At 35.8% G+C, this 14,709-nt stretch carries 14 protein-coding genes; 4 read left to right on the top strand and 10 right to left on the bottom strand.

Annotation, left to right across the window (positions count from 1 at the left end; translation table 11 throughout):
- Positions 1–25: 25 nt before the first annotated feature.
- The 4 genes from DN408_RS20975 (at position 26) to DN408_RS20960 (ending at position 3,237) form a co-directional block, all read left to right on the top strand.
- Positions 26–931 carry a TIGR01777 family oxidoreductase gene (locus tag DN408_RS20975; protein WP_002140287.1) on the top strand — a complete coding sequence of 302 codons (906 nt, stop codon included), beginning with the start codon at positions 26–28 and terminating at the stop codon, positions 929–931.
- A gap of 147 nt (positions 932–1,078) precedes the next feature.
- Entirely contained in the window at positions 1,079–2,209 is a 1,131-nt protein-coding gene (locus DN408_RS20970; protein WP_002010318.1) for an amidohydrolase, read from the top strand.
- 240 nt (positions 2,210–2,449) lie between these two features.
- Positions 2,450–3,007 (top strand): GNAT family N-acetyltransferase, encoded by a 558-nt coding sequence (locus DN408_RS20965; protein ID WP_002091129.1) that lies wholly within the window; start codon positions 2,450–2,452, stop codon positions 3,005–3,007.
- Positions 3,008–3,117: 110 nt separating this feature from the next.
- Positions 3,118–3,237, top strand: a complete 120-nt coding sequence (locus tag DN408_RS20960; protein ID WP_078178179.1) for a YfhE family protein — start codon at positions 3,118–3,120, stop codon at positions 3,235–3,237.
- A 525-nt stretch (positions 3,238–3,762) separates the two neighbouring features.
- Here DN408_RS20960 and DN408_RS20955 read toward each other — a convergent pair.
- The 10 genes from DN408_RS20955 to DN408_RS20910 form a co-directional block, all read right to left on the bottom strand.
- Positions 3,763–4,929 carry a diglucosyl diacylglycerol synthase gene (locus DN408_RS20955; protein ID WP_002125051.1) on the bottom strand — a complete coding sequence of 389 codons (1,167 nt, stop codon included), beginning with the start codon at positions 4,927–4,929 and terminating at the stop codon, positions 3,763–3,765.
- A gap of 411 nt (positions 4,930–5,340) precedes the next feature.
- Positions 5,341–6,072, bottom strand: coding sequence for a pyruvate formate-lyase-activating protein (pflA, locus tag DN408_RS20950; RefSeq protein WP_002010313.1), 732 nt, complete (start codon positions 6,070–6,072; stop codon positions 5,341–5,343).
- A 69-nt stretch (positions 6,073–6,141) separates the two neighbouring features.
- The gene (gene pflB / locus DN408_RS20945) at positions 6,142–8,391 is read right to left on the bottom strand and encodes a formate C-acetyltransferase (RefSeq protein WP_002029623.1); all 2,250 of its coding nucleotides are present in this window, start codon (positions 8,389–8,391) and stop codon (positions 6,142–6,144) included.
- 152 nt (positions 8,392–8,543) lie between these two features.
- Entirely contained in the window at positions 8,544–8,762 is a 219-nt protein-coding gene (locus DN408_RS20940) for a hypothetical protein (protein ID WP_078178180.1), read from the bottom strand.
- Complete coding sequence (locus DN408_RS20935; protein WP_002166984.1) at positions 8,734–10,278, bottom strand: glycosyltransferase family 2 protein; 1,545 nt, start codon at positions 10,276–10,278, stop codon at positions 8,734–8,736. Before DN408_RS20935 ends, DN408_RS20940 begins: the two co-directional genes overlap by 29 nt.
- Entirely contained in the window at positions 10,271–11,236 is a 966-nt protein-coding gene (locus DN408_RS20930) for an NAD-dependent epimerase/dehydratase family protein (protein ID WP_002140285.1), read from the bottom strand. The genes DN408_RS20935 and DN408_RS20930 overlap by 8 nt, the downstream gene beginning before the upstream one ends.
- Positions 11,233–12,477, bottom strand: a complete 1,245-nt coding sequence (locus tag DN408_RS20925; RefSeq protein WP_050000842.1) for a nucleotide sugar dehydrogenase — start codon at positions 12,475–12,477, stop codon at positions 11,233–11,235. Before DN408_RS20925 ends, DN408_RS20930 begins: the two co-directional genes overlap by 4 nt.
- Positions 12,467–14,047, bottom strand: a complete 1,581-nt coding sequence (locus DN408_RS20920; RefSeq protein WP_235712302.1) for a glycosyltransferase family 2 protein — start codon at positions 14,045–14,047, stop codon at positions 12,467–12,469. Before DN408_RS20920 ends, DN408_RS20925 begins: the two co-directional genes overlap by 11 nt.
- The gene (locus DN408_RS20915; RefSeq protein ID WP_002029614.1) at positions 14,028–14,222 is read right to left on the bottom strand and encodes an LSm family protein; all 195 of its coding nucleotides are present in this window, start codon (positions 14,220–14,222) and stop codon (positions 14,028–14,030) included. Before DN408_RS20915 ends, DN408_RS20920 begins: the two co-directional genes overlap by 20 nt.
- A 16-nt stretch (positions 14,223–14,238) precedes the next feature.
- Positions 14,239–14,640 carry an LSm family protein gene (locus DN408_RS20910; protein WP_050000840.1) on the bottom strand — a complete coding sequence of 134 codons (402 nt, stop codon included), beginning with the start codon at positions 14,638–14,640 and terminating at the stop codon, positions 14,239–14,241.
- Positions 14,641–14,709: the final 69 nt, after the last annotated feature.

The following is a 14,709-nucleotide window of genomic DNA, read 5'->3' as shown; positions in this document are numbered from 1 at the left end:
TATATATAATGAGGAGGAAATGATTGTGAAAATCGCAATTTCTGGTGGCTCTGGCTTTATAGGCAAATCCCTTTCTAGTTTTTTTATTCAAAAGGGATTTACTGTTTACATTCTTACTCGAAAAAAAATTGCTGAAACTTCACACACTAACCTTCAATACGTACAGTGGACACCGGATTTACAGACCTTCCCTCTCTCCTCTATCGATGTAGTTATTAATCTAGCCGGAGAATCTATTAATAGTAGATGGACAAAAAAACAAAAAGAATCAATTTTAAACAGTAGAATTCAAACAACAAAAGGACTCATTAAACAATTACAAACACTTGAAACAAAGCCACACACATTTATTAATGCAAGTGCCATTGGATACTATGGGACATCTGAAACCGAATCTTTTACAGAACAGCAAGAGACTCCAGGAGATGACTTTTTAGCAAACACAGTATATTTGTGGGAGCAAGAAGCATCTAAAGCCCGCTCCATTGGAATAAGAACTGTCTACACAAGATTTGGAGTCGTATTAGGCGCAGATGGAGGAGCTCTTCCAAAAATGCTACTTCCCTATCAATTATATATCGGCGGTACACTTGGATCTGGAAACCAATGGTTATCATGGATTCATATAGACGATGTCGTTCGCATGATTGATTTCATCATTCACAAAAAAGAAATTGACGGACCTTTTAATATTACAGCGCCAACGCCAATACGGATGAAAGAGTTCGGTGAAATTATTGCCACTATAACTAGGCGACCTCATTGGCTACCTGTTCCTTCATTTGTACTTCGCGCTTTACTCGGTGAGATGAGTATACTTGTATTAGAAGGGCAACATGTATTACCCAATAAAGCTATTAAACATGGATATCAATACACATTTCCAACAGTTAACCATGCATTACAAAATATCCTCTTGCATACAATGTAGTACTTTTAAAATACAGTTTTACGGGTAGTCTATCTCCTCCAAGACTTCTTACTTTTTAAACACCGGAGCATTACTACACGAAAAACCTTTCAGTTACTTTGTCTAAACCTATTCTACACATTACAAGGTGACGGAAATGAGGTCTCTATGAAAATATTGCTCAAACAAGCCATTGTATATCCTATTACATCCCAAAAGTTTCAAGGAGATGTACTCGTTATAGGAGAACGCATTGCCGCGGTCAAACCTCATATTGATACTACTCAGGATATGACCGTTATAGATGCACGAGCTCTTCATCTCTTGCCTGGATTTATTGATGTTCATACTCACCTTGGCCTCTACGATGAAGGTACTGGTTGGGCTGGTAATGATGCAAATGAAACATCCGAAGTTTCAACACCACATATCCGTTCTTTAGACGGGATTCATCCTTTTGATATTGCATTTCAAGACGCTGTACAAAATGGTGTTACGACTGTTCACGTGATGCCCGGAAGCCAAAACATTATCGGCGGTACTACTTGCGTAATAAAAACTGCTGGAACTTGCATAGATCATATGATTATTCAGGAACCTGCTGGTTTAAAAATTGCCTTTGGAGAAAACCCTAAAAAGTTCCATAGTAACGGTACAAAAGAATCAATAACACGTATGGGAATTATGGGGTTACTTCGTGAATCATTCTATGACGCACAACACTACGGGCATGAAGCTGATTTTCGAATGCTACCTATTTTAAAAGCACTCCGCCGAGAAATACCGGTACGTATCCACGCTCACCGCGCAGATGATATCACTTCAGCTTTACGCTTTGCGACAGAATTCAATCTTGATTTACGTATTGAACATTGTACAGAAGGACACTTTATTGTTGAAGAGCTTTCGAAACACAATTTAAAAGTTTCAGTTGGACCTACTCTTACGCGACGTTCGAAAATCGAACTTAAAAACAAAACGTGGGATACTTATCATATTTTATCGAAAAATGGAGTAGAAGTTTCTATTACAACCGACCACCCTTATACACCAATTCAATATTTAAATGTTTGCGCTGCCATTGCAGTAAGAGAAGGATTAGATGAGAAAACAGCGTTGGAAGGAATCACTATTTTCCCAGCTCGAAATTTACGTTTGGAGGATAGAATTGGAAGCATTGATGTTGGAAAAGATGCTGACCTCGTGTTATGGACACATCATCCTTTCCATTATTTAGCCAAGCCTGTACTCACTATGATTGACGGAAAAATAATTTACAAAAAAAATAAAAAAAACTAGTTTATTTTTTTGACTAGATACAGTATTATACGATTATAAACTGAATGAAACCATAATCAATTTGTGTCGTGATTATCATTTTCAAATTGATGAATGGGGAAGGCAAATGGTGCGCCACCAGCGTTAGAAACTGGTTCTAGTGGGTTCGATTCCCACCCCGAAATTTTTTAAAGATTGATATAAAAATTTCGAGGGTGGGTGCTTTTTCGTCATGCTACCCTCGTGTGAGGAGGAGTTAGTGTGTTGAAAAAACGCGACTTACACGACAGCCACGTTCTATACGAATTAATGGTGGATCCTGCTGTCTTCCCTTTTGTGCGTCAAAAGGCCTATTCTTATGAAGAATATTTATTTTTAACGAAACAAACAATCGAAGCCGAAGAGCGTGGAGAATTAATCTCACGCACAATTTTAGATGAATGGGGTAACCCCATCGGCACAATTACTTTATTTGATGTGCAAGAAAAAGCTGGATTCCTCGGAACTTGGCTTGGCAAACCATATCATGGTAAAGGATATAATAAATTGGCGAAAGATTCATTTTTTAGCGAACTTTTCTATGAATTAGATATTGAAACGATTTTTATGCGTATTCGTAAAATAAATATTCGGTCTATTAAAGCTGCCGAAAAACTACAATATGTAAATCTAGCAAACGAAACAAGAAAAGCCGTTTATGATGAAATTAACGCGCATGAAGAAGTATATAATTTATATGAAATTCCAAAAGATCAGTATACACTTGCAACAATGCGAGATACAACATTCCAAGAAGCACACCAATTAAAAGAAGCGTAATCTAAAAATTCAGAAATAATAATCAATCATTACTAGTTTGACATATATGTATATCACCCCATGTCTTTGGAAACGATAGATAGTGACTTTAGGACACGAGGTGATTTGTAATGGATAAAAAGAAACATGATAAAGCAAAAAACACATTATCTAGTACACAAGAAGTTCTCTATCAGCGAGAATTTCGAAAAGCAGATCGTGCAGCGGGCTATCGCTCAAAAAGTATTTAAAGTGAAACTGAATAATTAGAAGGTTTCCCCCCTAATTATTCAGTTTCATTACATAAGATTTTCCAATGAATTAGCAAAAAAGGTTCCTTATTTATAAGGAACCTTTTTTGTGGACAACCTTATCCACAAAAACCGTAGAATTGTGCATAAATTACAAAAGTATTTTACGAATTCATTTATTTAAATGAATTCTAAACGTGAGAATTGTGGATAATTTTCTAAAAATTGTGGATTATGTGGATATAGCTGTTAATATTCCGATTTTACTGTCTAATGAAAGCGTAATCCTTTGTGGATAAAGTGAAACTTTAATCAGTGGGAGTTTTGTTTATCCCCACTGATTATTAGCCCTCACCAATCGGGCTTTTGCGGGCAGTTAATCCCCACCTAACTTCTTTGCTTTCGCTGAATTTTGAGGTAGGGGTCTTACTGCCCACAAATAGCGGGATAAGTTAATAATTCACGTTTATTTTTTTTACAACAATAAAAAAAACCCTCTTTAAATGCTTAAAAGAGGGTTTCATATTAAGTAAAAGATTCGGCAAGAACTGGTGATTTAATAGGTATATGATTCGGCTCTGCATGATTTTCTGCCAAAATTGTATCCACAATATGACCAGCTGGCTCAGGACGATAAATACTTTTCATTGCTTCTTTCATCTGAAGAAGCTTCATATCATCTTGTAATAACGCCTCTGTTTTTGCAAAAACTTCACTATCATCACGAATTACAACTGCAGCCCCTTTTTTTTCAAAATACAACGCATTTTCATTCTCTTGTCCTGGGACAGGTTTATATAAAATGACAGGTACTTGTAATGCAGCTGCTTCGCTTAATGTAATACCACCTGGCTTCGTAATCATACAAGAAGTAACACGGAACAATTCATCAATGTTTTCAACATAACCAAATACTTTTAAAGCATCAGAACCTTGTTCCTGTAGTTCCATTAAATCCTGCTTTAAAGCTTCGTTTTTCCCACAAACGACAACTACTTGTAAGTTTGGTACTGACATAAATGACTGGCATAGCTCTTTTACACTCCCTAGCACACCATGAGCACCTGCTACAATTAGTAACATCTTTTTATCCTTACATAACTGATATTTATTATATATAATTGCTGGATTTATCTTTAGCTCAAAACTGCTACGAATCGGAATCCCTGTTTCAACAATTTGTTCTGCAGGTACACCGATATCAACCATCACTTTTTTCACATGATCGGTTGCTACAAAATAACGATCTACTTCTCGATGGATCCATATTTTATGCACGCAAAAATCCGTTAATACGTTATAAACAGGAATAGAAATACCTATTTGCTTTTTCAATTCTGGTACAGCGATGATTGGAAAGGTATTAATAACAATATCCGGTTTCTCCACCTGTAATAGCGTCTTCAAACGCTTTCTCCCAAAATTCGCATACCAAGATGCTATTTTTTTATCATAAATTTTCTCTACACCATAATAAAACAAACGATATAATTCTTTTCCTACCGTATAGCTTTTTAAATATAAATATTTTGTAATATCGGTTATAACTGGATGTGATTCTCCAAACAAGTCGCATACAATTACATCTTCGATTCCTTTTTGACGAAATGTTTGTTCTAATGTTTTTGCCACTTGCACATGACCGTTACCGTAATGTGCAGTTAATATTAAAACCTTGGGGTTTTTTATCAAACAAATCCACTCCTAGCTTTTTGTTTCTCCATATTGCATATACGACAATAGGAAAAACATTTTCCTTAAAAACTACATACTCGGATTCTAATACTTTCCTGTTAGCTATGTATCTGTCGTGGATATGCAAAGCATATAAGATTGACCCCTTAATCCTATCTGTGCTCATATCTTTACATTATACTTTCCTATAAGAGCTTTCGCAATAACTTACAAATGTTCTATATTCCATAATACTCACTCTTTTACTTCTTAATTCTTTTTACTATTTTGATTTCCCTTTACAATTATGTAAATTTCTCCGCTTATTCTTTACAAAAATATGGATATTCCCTTTTCAGTATACTCTTTTCTAAATATATACTCTAGATTTTATTATGAAGAAACAAAAAGCCTAACCAAATGTTTAGGTTAGACTGCTTGTAAAATATGTTTTGCATGTTCAACATTTTCTTCTGTCGGTGGATTCACATCCGCAAGTGGATACTTATGTCCAAGTGCCTCCCATTTATAAACACCGAGCTTATGATATGGCAGCACTTCCACTTTCTTAACATTAGATAGACTTTGAATAAAGTTTGATAATTTTTGCAAATCCTCTTCACCATCGGTAACGCCGGGAACCAATACATGTCTTACCCAAATTGGTTTCTTTCTATCCGATAAATAACGAGCAAATTGTAAAATGTGTTCATTTGGTTTCCCTGTTAATTTACGATGTTTCTTTGAATCAATATGCTTCAAATCCAATAAAACTAAATCTGTATACTCCATTAAAATATCTAGCTTATTTTGGAATTCTGGTTCTTCAGAATAACAACCGCCAGAAGAATCGATTGTTGTATGGATACCAGCTTCTTTGCACTTTTTAAACAACTGGGTTAAGAAGTCTAGCTGTAATAGTGGCTCTCCACCGCTAACTGTTATACCACCTCCAGAAGCTTCAATAAATGGAAGGTAACATGTCACATCCTGCATCACTTCTTCAACTGTTATTTCTTTACCTTTACCGATTTCCCATGTATCAGCATTATGACAATATTGACAACGTAATAAACACCCTTGTGTAAATATGACATAACGAATCCCTGGGCCATCAACAGTACCACAAGACTCTACAGAATGTATTCTTCCTTTTACCATGTTACTTCCTCCTTTATTGAAACAGCCTCCCTCCGCTATATATTAAAAGCGGAGGGACACTTTTTTCACTTACATGCTTTCATGCATTGTACGGTTTATTACATCAATTTGTTGTTCACGAGTTAATTTAATAAAGTTAACAGCGTAACCAGATACACGAATTGTTAATTGTGGATATTTTTCAGGATGCTCCATTGCATCCATTAATGTTTCACGGTTAAATACGTTAATATTTAAGTGGTGTCCTTCTTTTATTGCATATCCATCAAGCATAGATACTAAGTTGCGTACTTGTACATCATCTTCTTTACCAAGTGCTTTTGGAATAATAGAGAATGTATTTGAAATACCATCTTGTGCATCTTCATATGGTAATTTAGCTACAGATAATAATGATGCTAATGCACCTTTTGTATCACGGCCATGCATTGGGTTTGCGCCCGGTGCAAATGGTTCTCCAGTACGACGTCCATCTGGAGTGTTACCAGTTTTCTTACCGTATACAACGTTAGATGTGATTGTTAAGATTGACATTGTATGAACAGAATTACGGTATGTTTTATGTTTGCGAATCTTGTTCATAAATGTTTTCACAAGATTTACTGCGATTTCATCTACACGATCATCATTGTTACCGTATTTAGGGAAATCTCCCTCAATTTCGAAATCAACTGCAATACCATTTTCATCACGAATTGGTTTTACTTGTGCATATTTAATTGCACTTAAAGAGTCTGCTACTACAGATAATCCAGCGATACCTGTTGCCATTGTACGAAGAACATTTGTATCGTGAAGTGCCATTTCAATACGTTCATAGCTATATTTATCGTGCATATAGTGAATTACATTTAATGTATTTAAGTATAGACCAGCTAACCATTCCATTGTCATATCGAATTTACGCATAACTTCTTCATAATCTAATACTTCAGAAGTAATTGGTGCGTATTCAGGACCAACTTGTGCTTTTGACTTTTCATCTTTACCACCGTTAACCGCATATAGTAATGCTTTCGCTAAGTTTGCACGTGCTCCGAAGAACTGCATTTGTTTACCAATTCTCATTGCTGATACACAACAAGCAATACCGTAGTCATCACCGTAGTCAGCACGCATAATGTCATCATTTTCGTATTGAATTGCTGATGTTTTAATAGACATTTTTGCACAGTAGTTTTTAAAGTTCTCTGGTAATTGTTTAGACCAAAGAACTGTTAAGTTTGGTTCTGGTGCTGGTCCTAAATTATCTAATGTATGCAAGAAACGGAATGAGTTTTTTGTTACTAACGGACGACCGTCTAACGCCATACCACCGATAGATTCAGTTACCCAAGTTGGATCTCCAGAGAATAGTTCATTATAATCAGGTGTTCTTGCAAATTTCACAAGACGTAATTTCATAATGAAATGGTCAACAATTTCTTGTGCTTTTTCTTCTGTTAAAGTACCATTTGCTAAATCTCTTTCAATGTAAACATCTAAGAATGTAGAGGTACGTCCAAGGCTCATTGCTGCCCCGTTTTGCTCTTTAATTGCTGCAAGATAAGCAAAGTATAACCATTGGAAGGCCTCTTGTGCATTTGTAGCTGGCTTAGAAATATCGAATCCATGAGAAGCAGCCATCTGTTTTAACTCTTGAAGTGCACGCATTTGCTCAGATAATTCTTCACGTAAACGCATTGTATCTTCGCTCATTACACCGCCAGTTAAATTATAATCAGCTTTTTTCGCTTCAATTAAATGATCTATACCATATAGCGCTACGCGGCGATAGTCACCGATAATACGTCCACGTCCATACGCATCTGGAAGACCAGTAATAACACCTGATTTACGAGCCGCTTTCATTTCTGGTGTGTATGCATCAAATACACCTTGATTATGAGTTTTACGCCAGTCTCTGAAAATCTTGCTAAGTTCTTTATCCATTTCATATCCATACGCTTCACAAGCTTGTTCTGCCATACGAATACCACCATATGGTTGTAAAGAACGTTTAAATGGTTTATCAGTTTGGAAACCGACCACTTTTTCAATATCTTTATTTAAATATCCTGGTTCATGTGATGTAATAGAAGAAACAATTTTTGTATCCATATCAAGAACGCCACCGTTTTCACGTTCCTTTGTTGTTAAATCCATTACTTGATCCCAAAGTTGTTTCGTTGCTTCAGTTGCTTCCGCTAAGAAAGAGTCTTCTCCCTCGTAAACGTTTACATTATTTAAAATGAAATCGCGAACATCAATCTCTGCTTTCCATTTTTCACCTTTAAAGTTTTCCCACGCGCTTTTTACATTTTCTAATACTTGAGTCATCCTAATCTCCTCCATTTTTGATTAGTACAGGACTACGTTTTTTTATATAACAGCTTACACACTTAGAATACTACTTTTTTTCGGAAGTGGACGAAATAGTTGTGACATGTTTGTGAAATATTGAGCAAACTACTACATACATAGTGTTAACCTCATATAAAACTCTTTAGAATTAACCCTTTCTTTAATTGTATTTTTTTGGTATTCTTATATACGAGTCCTATTTTGTAATATAAGAACGATACCCATTGTAGAGCTGTAATACTCTTATCTCCTAATCTGTTATAGTTTTTATAACAGATCAAAAAAGTGTACATACGTTGTACACTTTTTTTGTTACCACTATAAAACATCTCTTTTTCTATTTCCATCGTAAAATCCACCACGACTGTTTGTTAATGCAATTAATTGCTCTAATCCTTCTATATGATCACCAATAATTCGAAGGACAGCTGGAGGATGACCTATTTTTGCGAAATGTTCACTGGGACGAATACGGTTCATCTTATCAACATCGACACGACTTACACAAGCGATTTCAAAACCTGAAAGTACAGCTTTCACTTGTGCTACACAAGGTGACAATAATGATTTATACCCTATTTCCTTCAAACAAGTACGACTAAACGCATTAGGTACAGCAATAAGAGAGCCTACTCCTAAATCTTTTCTATCACAAGCTAAATTTAATGCATATTTAAATGCTGTTACAAGATGAAGTGGTACTCTCAAATCTAAATAATGATTTAAATCATTTAATGCGACATCCGTTCCATCTGCAATAGCTTTTGCAAAGGGATATAGCTCACTAGCTGGAATAACAAAGTCACCGTCTATAAATAAAACAATTTCTCCTTTTGCAAAATAAGTTCCAAGCGAACGCCCCACATCGTTTCCAAGTGCTTCTTTATACACAATTGTTGTTGCTCCCTTGTCTTTTGCAATTGTTGCCGTTTTATCGGACGAACCATTTACAACAACGATGATTTCAAAAGGTTCAATTTTGCGAAGCTCTTCTATAACGTTTCCAATTGTTTTCTCTTCATTTTGCACAGGAATAATTACCGATAATTGCTCTCCTTTATACAAATTAGATGTAACGCCCCATCCTTGATAAAAATCTTCAAAATTTAGAGTATGATAGACACTCTCTCTTTTCCTATTTCCATCATAATATCCTCCGCGCCCATCGCTGCCTAATATCCGCTCTGCTACAGCTTCTATATGATCACCTATCATTCGTTTTTCAGATTGAGAAAGATCCGTGCCATATGCAGCATGCTCGAATGGACGAAATTTATTTGGCGTAATAACGTCAATTGCACAATGACGACTAATTCTCCATTTACTTTGTGCTAGGCGTAGATGAGCCACAATAGGATTAACAAAGCATTCGTCTCCAATACTTTGCACAACTTCCTTCGTCAGCGCATGAGGTACAGATAATAAAGAATCAATTTTTAATTCTTCACGCTCTAACATTGCATTTAATATTTGGCGCCATACTGTCACGGAGTGCGGTTTTTGTTTCTTTAAAAATAATGCGTCCAAATTATTTAAAACGATATCCGCCTGATCATGTAAAATCGGATTAAGGAATAATTGTAATTTTGAAGTTTGAATAGCAAAATCTCCATCTACAAACAGTAATACATCACCTATCGCATGTTTTGCACCAACTGCGCGTCCAACGTCGTTACCAAGTGACTCTTTATGCTGGATTACTGTACATCCTAAGCTCTCAGCAATCGCTTCTGTACCATCATTACAACCATTTGCTACTACAATAATCTCTACTGGATTCAATGGTTTTACCGATTGAACCACATCTGAAATCGTATCCACTTCATTACATACGGGAATAATAACTGATAACGACTTAGCCATTGTTTTCTTCACGAAACCATTTAATAGTTTCTTTCAATCCTTGTTCCCACGTTACTTTCGCTTGAAACTGAACGAGTTCTCTTAATTTCGTTACGTCTGGTCTTCTATTTGGAATCTCTTCAAATCCATGTGGATATACTTCCTCAAATGGAACGTGCACAATTTTGGAAATAGACTTCGTTAATTTTTTTATATCTTCCGCTACTACCCTTATATTTTTTTCATTCTCAGAACCTATATTAATAATTTCACCATTTACCTTCTCATCCATTGCACGAATTGTTGCCTCGACCGCATCACTTACATACGTAAAGCAGCGTGTCTGCTTTCCATCTCCATACACGAGAATATCGTCACCTTGCAAAGCCGCACGAATAAATCGTGGAATTACTCCTGCGTACGGACCATCTTTCGCTCTTGGACCATAAATATTAAAATAACGAACAATCGTTACAGGTAAACCTTCTAATGCGTACCCTAAACATAATGTTTCCTCTAACGTTTTACAAATTGCATAACTCCAACGTATTTTGGAAGTTGCACCGTATAAACGATCTCCTTCTTCAGAGAATGGCGGCTCTCCCTTTCCATATACTTCAGAAGTAGATGCAAATACTACTTTCTTCTTCCCTTTTAACGCTGCTTGTAAAATATTTCTCGTTCCATCGAAATTTGTTTCAATAAGCTCTACACTTTTTTCCATTGTAGTTTTGACTCCCAAAATTGCAGCTAAATGAAACACCACATCATGTTGATTCACTAATTCATAAATTGAATTTTTATCTAAAACGCTTATTGGAATAACCCGGAGCTCTTTCATTAACTCATTATGATATTTATTTTTTCCTTTATAGAAGTTATCCACAATAGTAACTTCATAACCTCTTTTCACCAACTCTTCAGCTAAATGCGAACCAATAAATCCTGCTCCACCTGTAATTAAACATTTTTCACTCATACACTCACCTTCTTTACGATTCCACGTGTATCTATTAATCGCTCAATCCCTTTAAAAAGATTCCAATCGATACTAGAGTGATCCGTTACAATTAAAATACAATCTGCTTGTTTAATTCTTTGTTCATCTAATGGAACAGATTGATATAGTGTATCTCCAATTTTCGCTGTAGAAATATACGGATCATGATATTCTATCTTGTATCCTTCTTTTATTAATAATTGAATAATTGGCAACGCCGGTGATTCTCTCAAATCATTTACATCTTTCTTATATGCAATCCCTACTATTAAAACCGTTGCGGGTGATTGCACCACACCTTTTACTTTCCCGATTATTTTCGCTGGCATTTCTTCATTAATTACATGTGCTGCCTCAATTAATTGACTAATTGCTCCAGCCTTTCTTATTCTCCATTGAAAATATAAAGGATCTACCGGAATACAGTGTCCTCCTATTCCTGGTCCTGGCCAATACGGAGTAAATCCAAACGGTTTTGTAGATGCCGCTTCAAGCACCTCATAAAAATTAATATTCAAACTTTCACAAAGTATATTTAACTCATTTACTAATGAAATATTAACTAAGCGCTGAATATTTTCAAATAGCTTACACATCTCGGCCACTTTCGGAGAGCTAACTGGAACGACTACATCAAATATAGTGCTATACAAATCCTGTACTTTTTGTTTACACTGCTCGGTTTGTCCACTAATAACTTTTGGAATTGTTTCAACTGAATACTGGCTATTCGCTGGATCAATTCGCTCTGGAGAATACCCAATATAATAATCTTCTCCTACCTTTTTACCTGTTTGAGAAATAATCGGAATGATAACTTCCTCCAGTGTACCTGGATATGTGGAGCTTTCAAAAATGAAGGTTTGTCCTTTTTGAAGGTTTTGTTGTATATAATGGGAGGCTGAAATGAGGGCACTTAAATCTGGTTCTTTCTGCTCATTAATTGGGGTTGGCACGGTCACAATAACATAATCGCTACGCTTAAAATCCGCAACACCTTTATCTGGTGTATTCACTATTAATCTTCTTTCGTTTATTAAGCCTTGTAATACTTTAGAAGAAACATCAGGAATATAACTTTCTCCTTTAATTATTGATTCTATCTTCCTAGTATCTTTATCTAATCCCAGTACAGCATGTCCTCTTTCTGCAAAAAGGACCGCTAAAGGAAGGCCAACATATCCTAATCCAATAATGGTTACTTTACTACTAGCATTCATCTATATTCTCTTCTTCCCTTCTCAATTGTAGTATTATATCTCTATCCCTTTCTCCGTCTGTAAAACTCCCGCGCTCATTCGTATGTTGTAATAAATAAGCAATCGCCTCAAGCTGATCACCGAAAATACGATCGAATGCAGGAATTCGTCCATTTACAAACCCATGCTGCTCTGGACGTACTCGATTTGTTTTTATAACATCTACAAATTCCACTGCTGTAATAGAGCATTCTTCTAAAATAGCTTTCATTTGAGCTAGTGGTGGAATGATAAGAGAATCATATCCAATTTTCTCTATTACCTTTTTATGCATAGCATGTGGCACTGCCGTTAATGAATTGTTCCATAAATCTGGTCGTTTCGCTACCAAATTCACGAAATATTTCCCCATACTAATTGGATCTGCCGGGTGAAACATATCTAACAAACATTGCAAATCATTTAACGCCACATCATTTCCGTCTTCAATAGCATGCAAAAATGGAATTAGCTTTTTTGCCGGTATAGCAAAATCACCATCAACAAATAAACAAATATCTGCCGTAGCATGCATAGCCCCTATCGCTCGTGCTACATTATGTCCAAGTGCCTTCGCGAATTCAACTACAATAACATTCTCTAGCTTTGCTTGTTTAATTGTCTCGGCATCTGCTCCATTCGCAACAACTATAATTTCATCTACACCTGCTTTTTTCACTTCCTGTATGACAGATCTTATAGTCATTTTTTCTTCTGATACGGGTATAATAGCACTGTATTTCGCTTTTTCCTTTTGTAATAAAACTGGTTTATACTTCCCTATAAACTCTCTATCCCTGTTTCCCTCCGAAAAACCGCCACGTTTACCATATGTTTCGATTACGTATTGCAAAGCACGTAAATGATCGCCCATAATGCGACTAGTCGCTTTCGGATAAGGAGAACCAGGTGATGTACCAGTATGCACAGGACGAACTTTATTTGTATGAATTACATCAACCGAAGCCATATCGACAATATCTACTCCTCTAGACATCGCCATCGCTTGAAATAGCGCTGGATCTGCTAAGTTCCACCACCCAAGATTCTGAATAATTTCCCTACTCATCGCATGTGGAATTGCGATTAAAGAACCAACAACAAGCTCTTTTTTATTCAAATAACGATTCAACATGAATTTTCCAACTGTCGTATAGTGTGGTCTCATCTTTAAATAAACAGACCATGTTAAATTATTCACAACAATTTGGTGCCCTTGCTGAACTCCTTTCACGAAACGTTGTAGCTCTTTACTCTCAATAACGATGTCACCATCTAAAAACAATACAATTTCACCTTTTGCTTCTCTAGCTCCAATTGCCCTTCCTACATCATTACCAAGAGAATGTTTATAATAAATCACATGGCAACTATGCTGTAATGCGACTTCATTCGTTCCATCTGTCGATCCATTATCTACTACAATAATTTCATACGGCTTCAGCTTCTCCACTTCTACTAAAACTTGTGATAAAGTACTTGCTTCATTATGCGCTGGAATAACAACTGATATTCTCATACTTGTATCACTCTTACCCTTCCAAGCGAACATAAGCAATAATAGGAATACGCACAAGTACATCTTCAGGTGGTCCATAAGAAGGAGATGTACGAACACTTACTGCCCCGTCCGTAACAGATAAAAGAATACCTGCAACAATTTCAACAGCTGTCACAACTTGCACTAATTCACCAACATGGTTACGCAATTCATCAGTAAATAACATATATAAGTCTCCTTTCTTACACTTCTTTCATTGATATAATACTTGTAAATGGTAATAAAACTTCAGTTCCTATTCCTTCTTGCAGCGTTAAGAAATCGTCACCAACTGCTACAATAACACCTATTAACTGTCCAACTGTCACAGTAATTTCTACGTTTTTACCTAAATATTGCTTTGCAATTTCCTTAAAAGGTGATGTATTGCATTCTTTTAAAATGTTACAAATAATAGATTGAAATTGACTTGATTCTATAAACTCTTCCGTAGCTTGCTTAGAATTTCTTTGAATAAATCTCGCAAAGTTTTGTGAAAATAAAAGTCGTTCCACAGCAGGCAGTAACTTATTATCTAAAAAATAATCTAATTGTCTATTAAACAATCTCGATAACTTTTTCCAATACTTACCGAACAGACACATACACTTCTCCTCCTATTATTTTTAAATTATAAAAAATACATCCATACATCTTAATCTATACAAAACAGG

The sequence above is a fragment of the Bacillus sp. AR13-1 genome (assembly GCF_008042285.1).
Taxonomy (GTDB): Bacteria; Bacillota; Bacilli; order Bacillales; family Bacillaceae_G; genus Bacillus_A; species Bacillus_A mycoides.
This window is presented reverse-complemented; position numbering and strand designations above follow the sequence as displayed.

Excerpts from the sequence above, each read along its gene's own strand:
- pflA (WP_002010313.1), bottom strand. The coding sequence starts at position 6,072 with ATGGTAAAAGGAAGAATACATTCTGTAGAGTCTTGTGGTACTGTTGAT.
- DN408_RS20920 (WP_235712302.1), bottom strand. The coding sequence starts at position 14,047 with ATGTTCGCTTGGAAGGGTAAGAGTGATACAAGTATGAGAATATCAGTT.
- DN408_RS20915 (WP_002029614.1), bottom strand. The coding sequence starts at position 14,222 with ATGTTATTTACTGATGAATTGCGTAACCATGTTGGTGAATTAGTGCAA.
- DN408_RS20910 (WP_050000840.1), bottom strand. The coding sequence starts at position 14,640 with ATGTGTCTGTTCGGTAAGTATTGGAAAAAGTTATCGAGATTGTTTAAT.
- pflB (WP_002029623.1), bottom strand. The coding sequence starts at position 8,391 with ATGACTCAAGTATTAGAAAATGTAAAAAGCGCGTGGGAAAACTTTAAA.
- DN408_RS20925 (WP_050000842.1), bottom strand. The coding sequence starts at position 12,477 with ATGAATGCTAGTAGTAAAGTAACCATTATTGGATTAGGATATGTTGGC.
- DN408_RS20930 (WP_002140285.1), bottom strand. The coding sequence starts at position 11,236 with ATGAGTGAAAAATGTTTAATTACAGGTGGAGCAGGATTTATTGGTTCG.
- DN408_RS20960 (WP_078178179.1), top strand. The coding sequence starts at position 3,118 with ATGGATAAAAAGAAACATGATAAAGCAAAAAACACATTATCTAGTACA.
- DN408_RS20970 (WP_002010318.1), top strand. The coding sequence starts at position 1,079 with ATGAAAATATTGCTCAAACAAGCCATTGTATATCCTATTACATCCCAA.
- DN408_RS20935 (WP_002166984.1), bottom strand. The coding sequence starts at position 10,278 with ATGGCTAAGTCGTTATCAGTTATTATTCCCGTATGTAATGAAGTGGAT.
- DN408_RS20940 (WP_078178180.1), bottom strand. The coding sequence starts at position 8,762 with ATGGAAATAGAAAAAGAGATGTTTTATAGTGGTAACAAAAAAAGTGTA.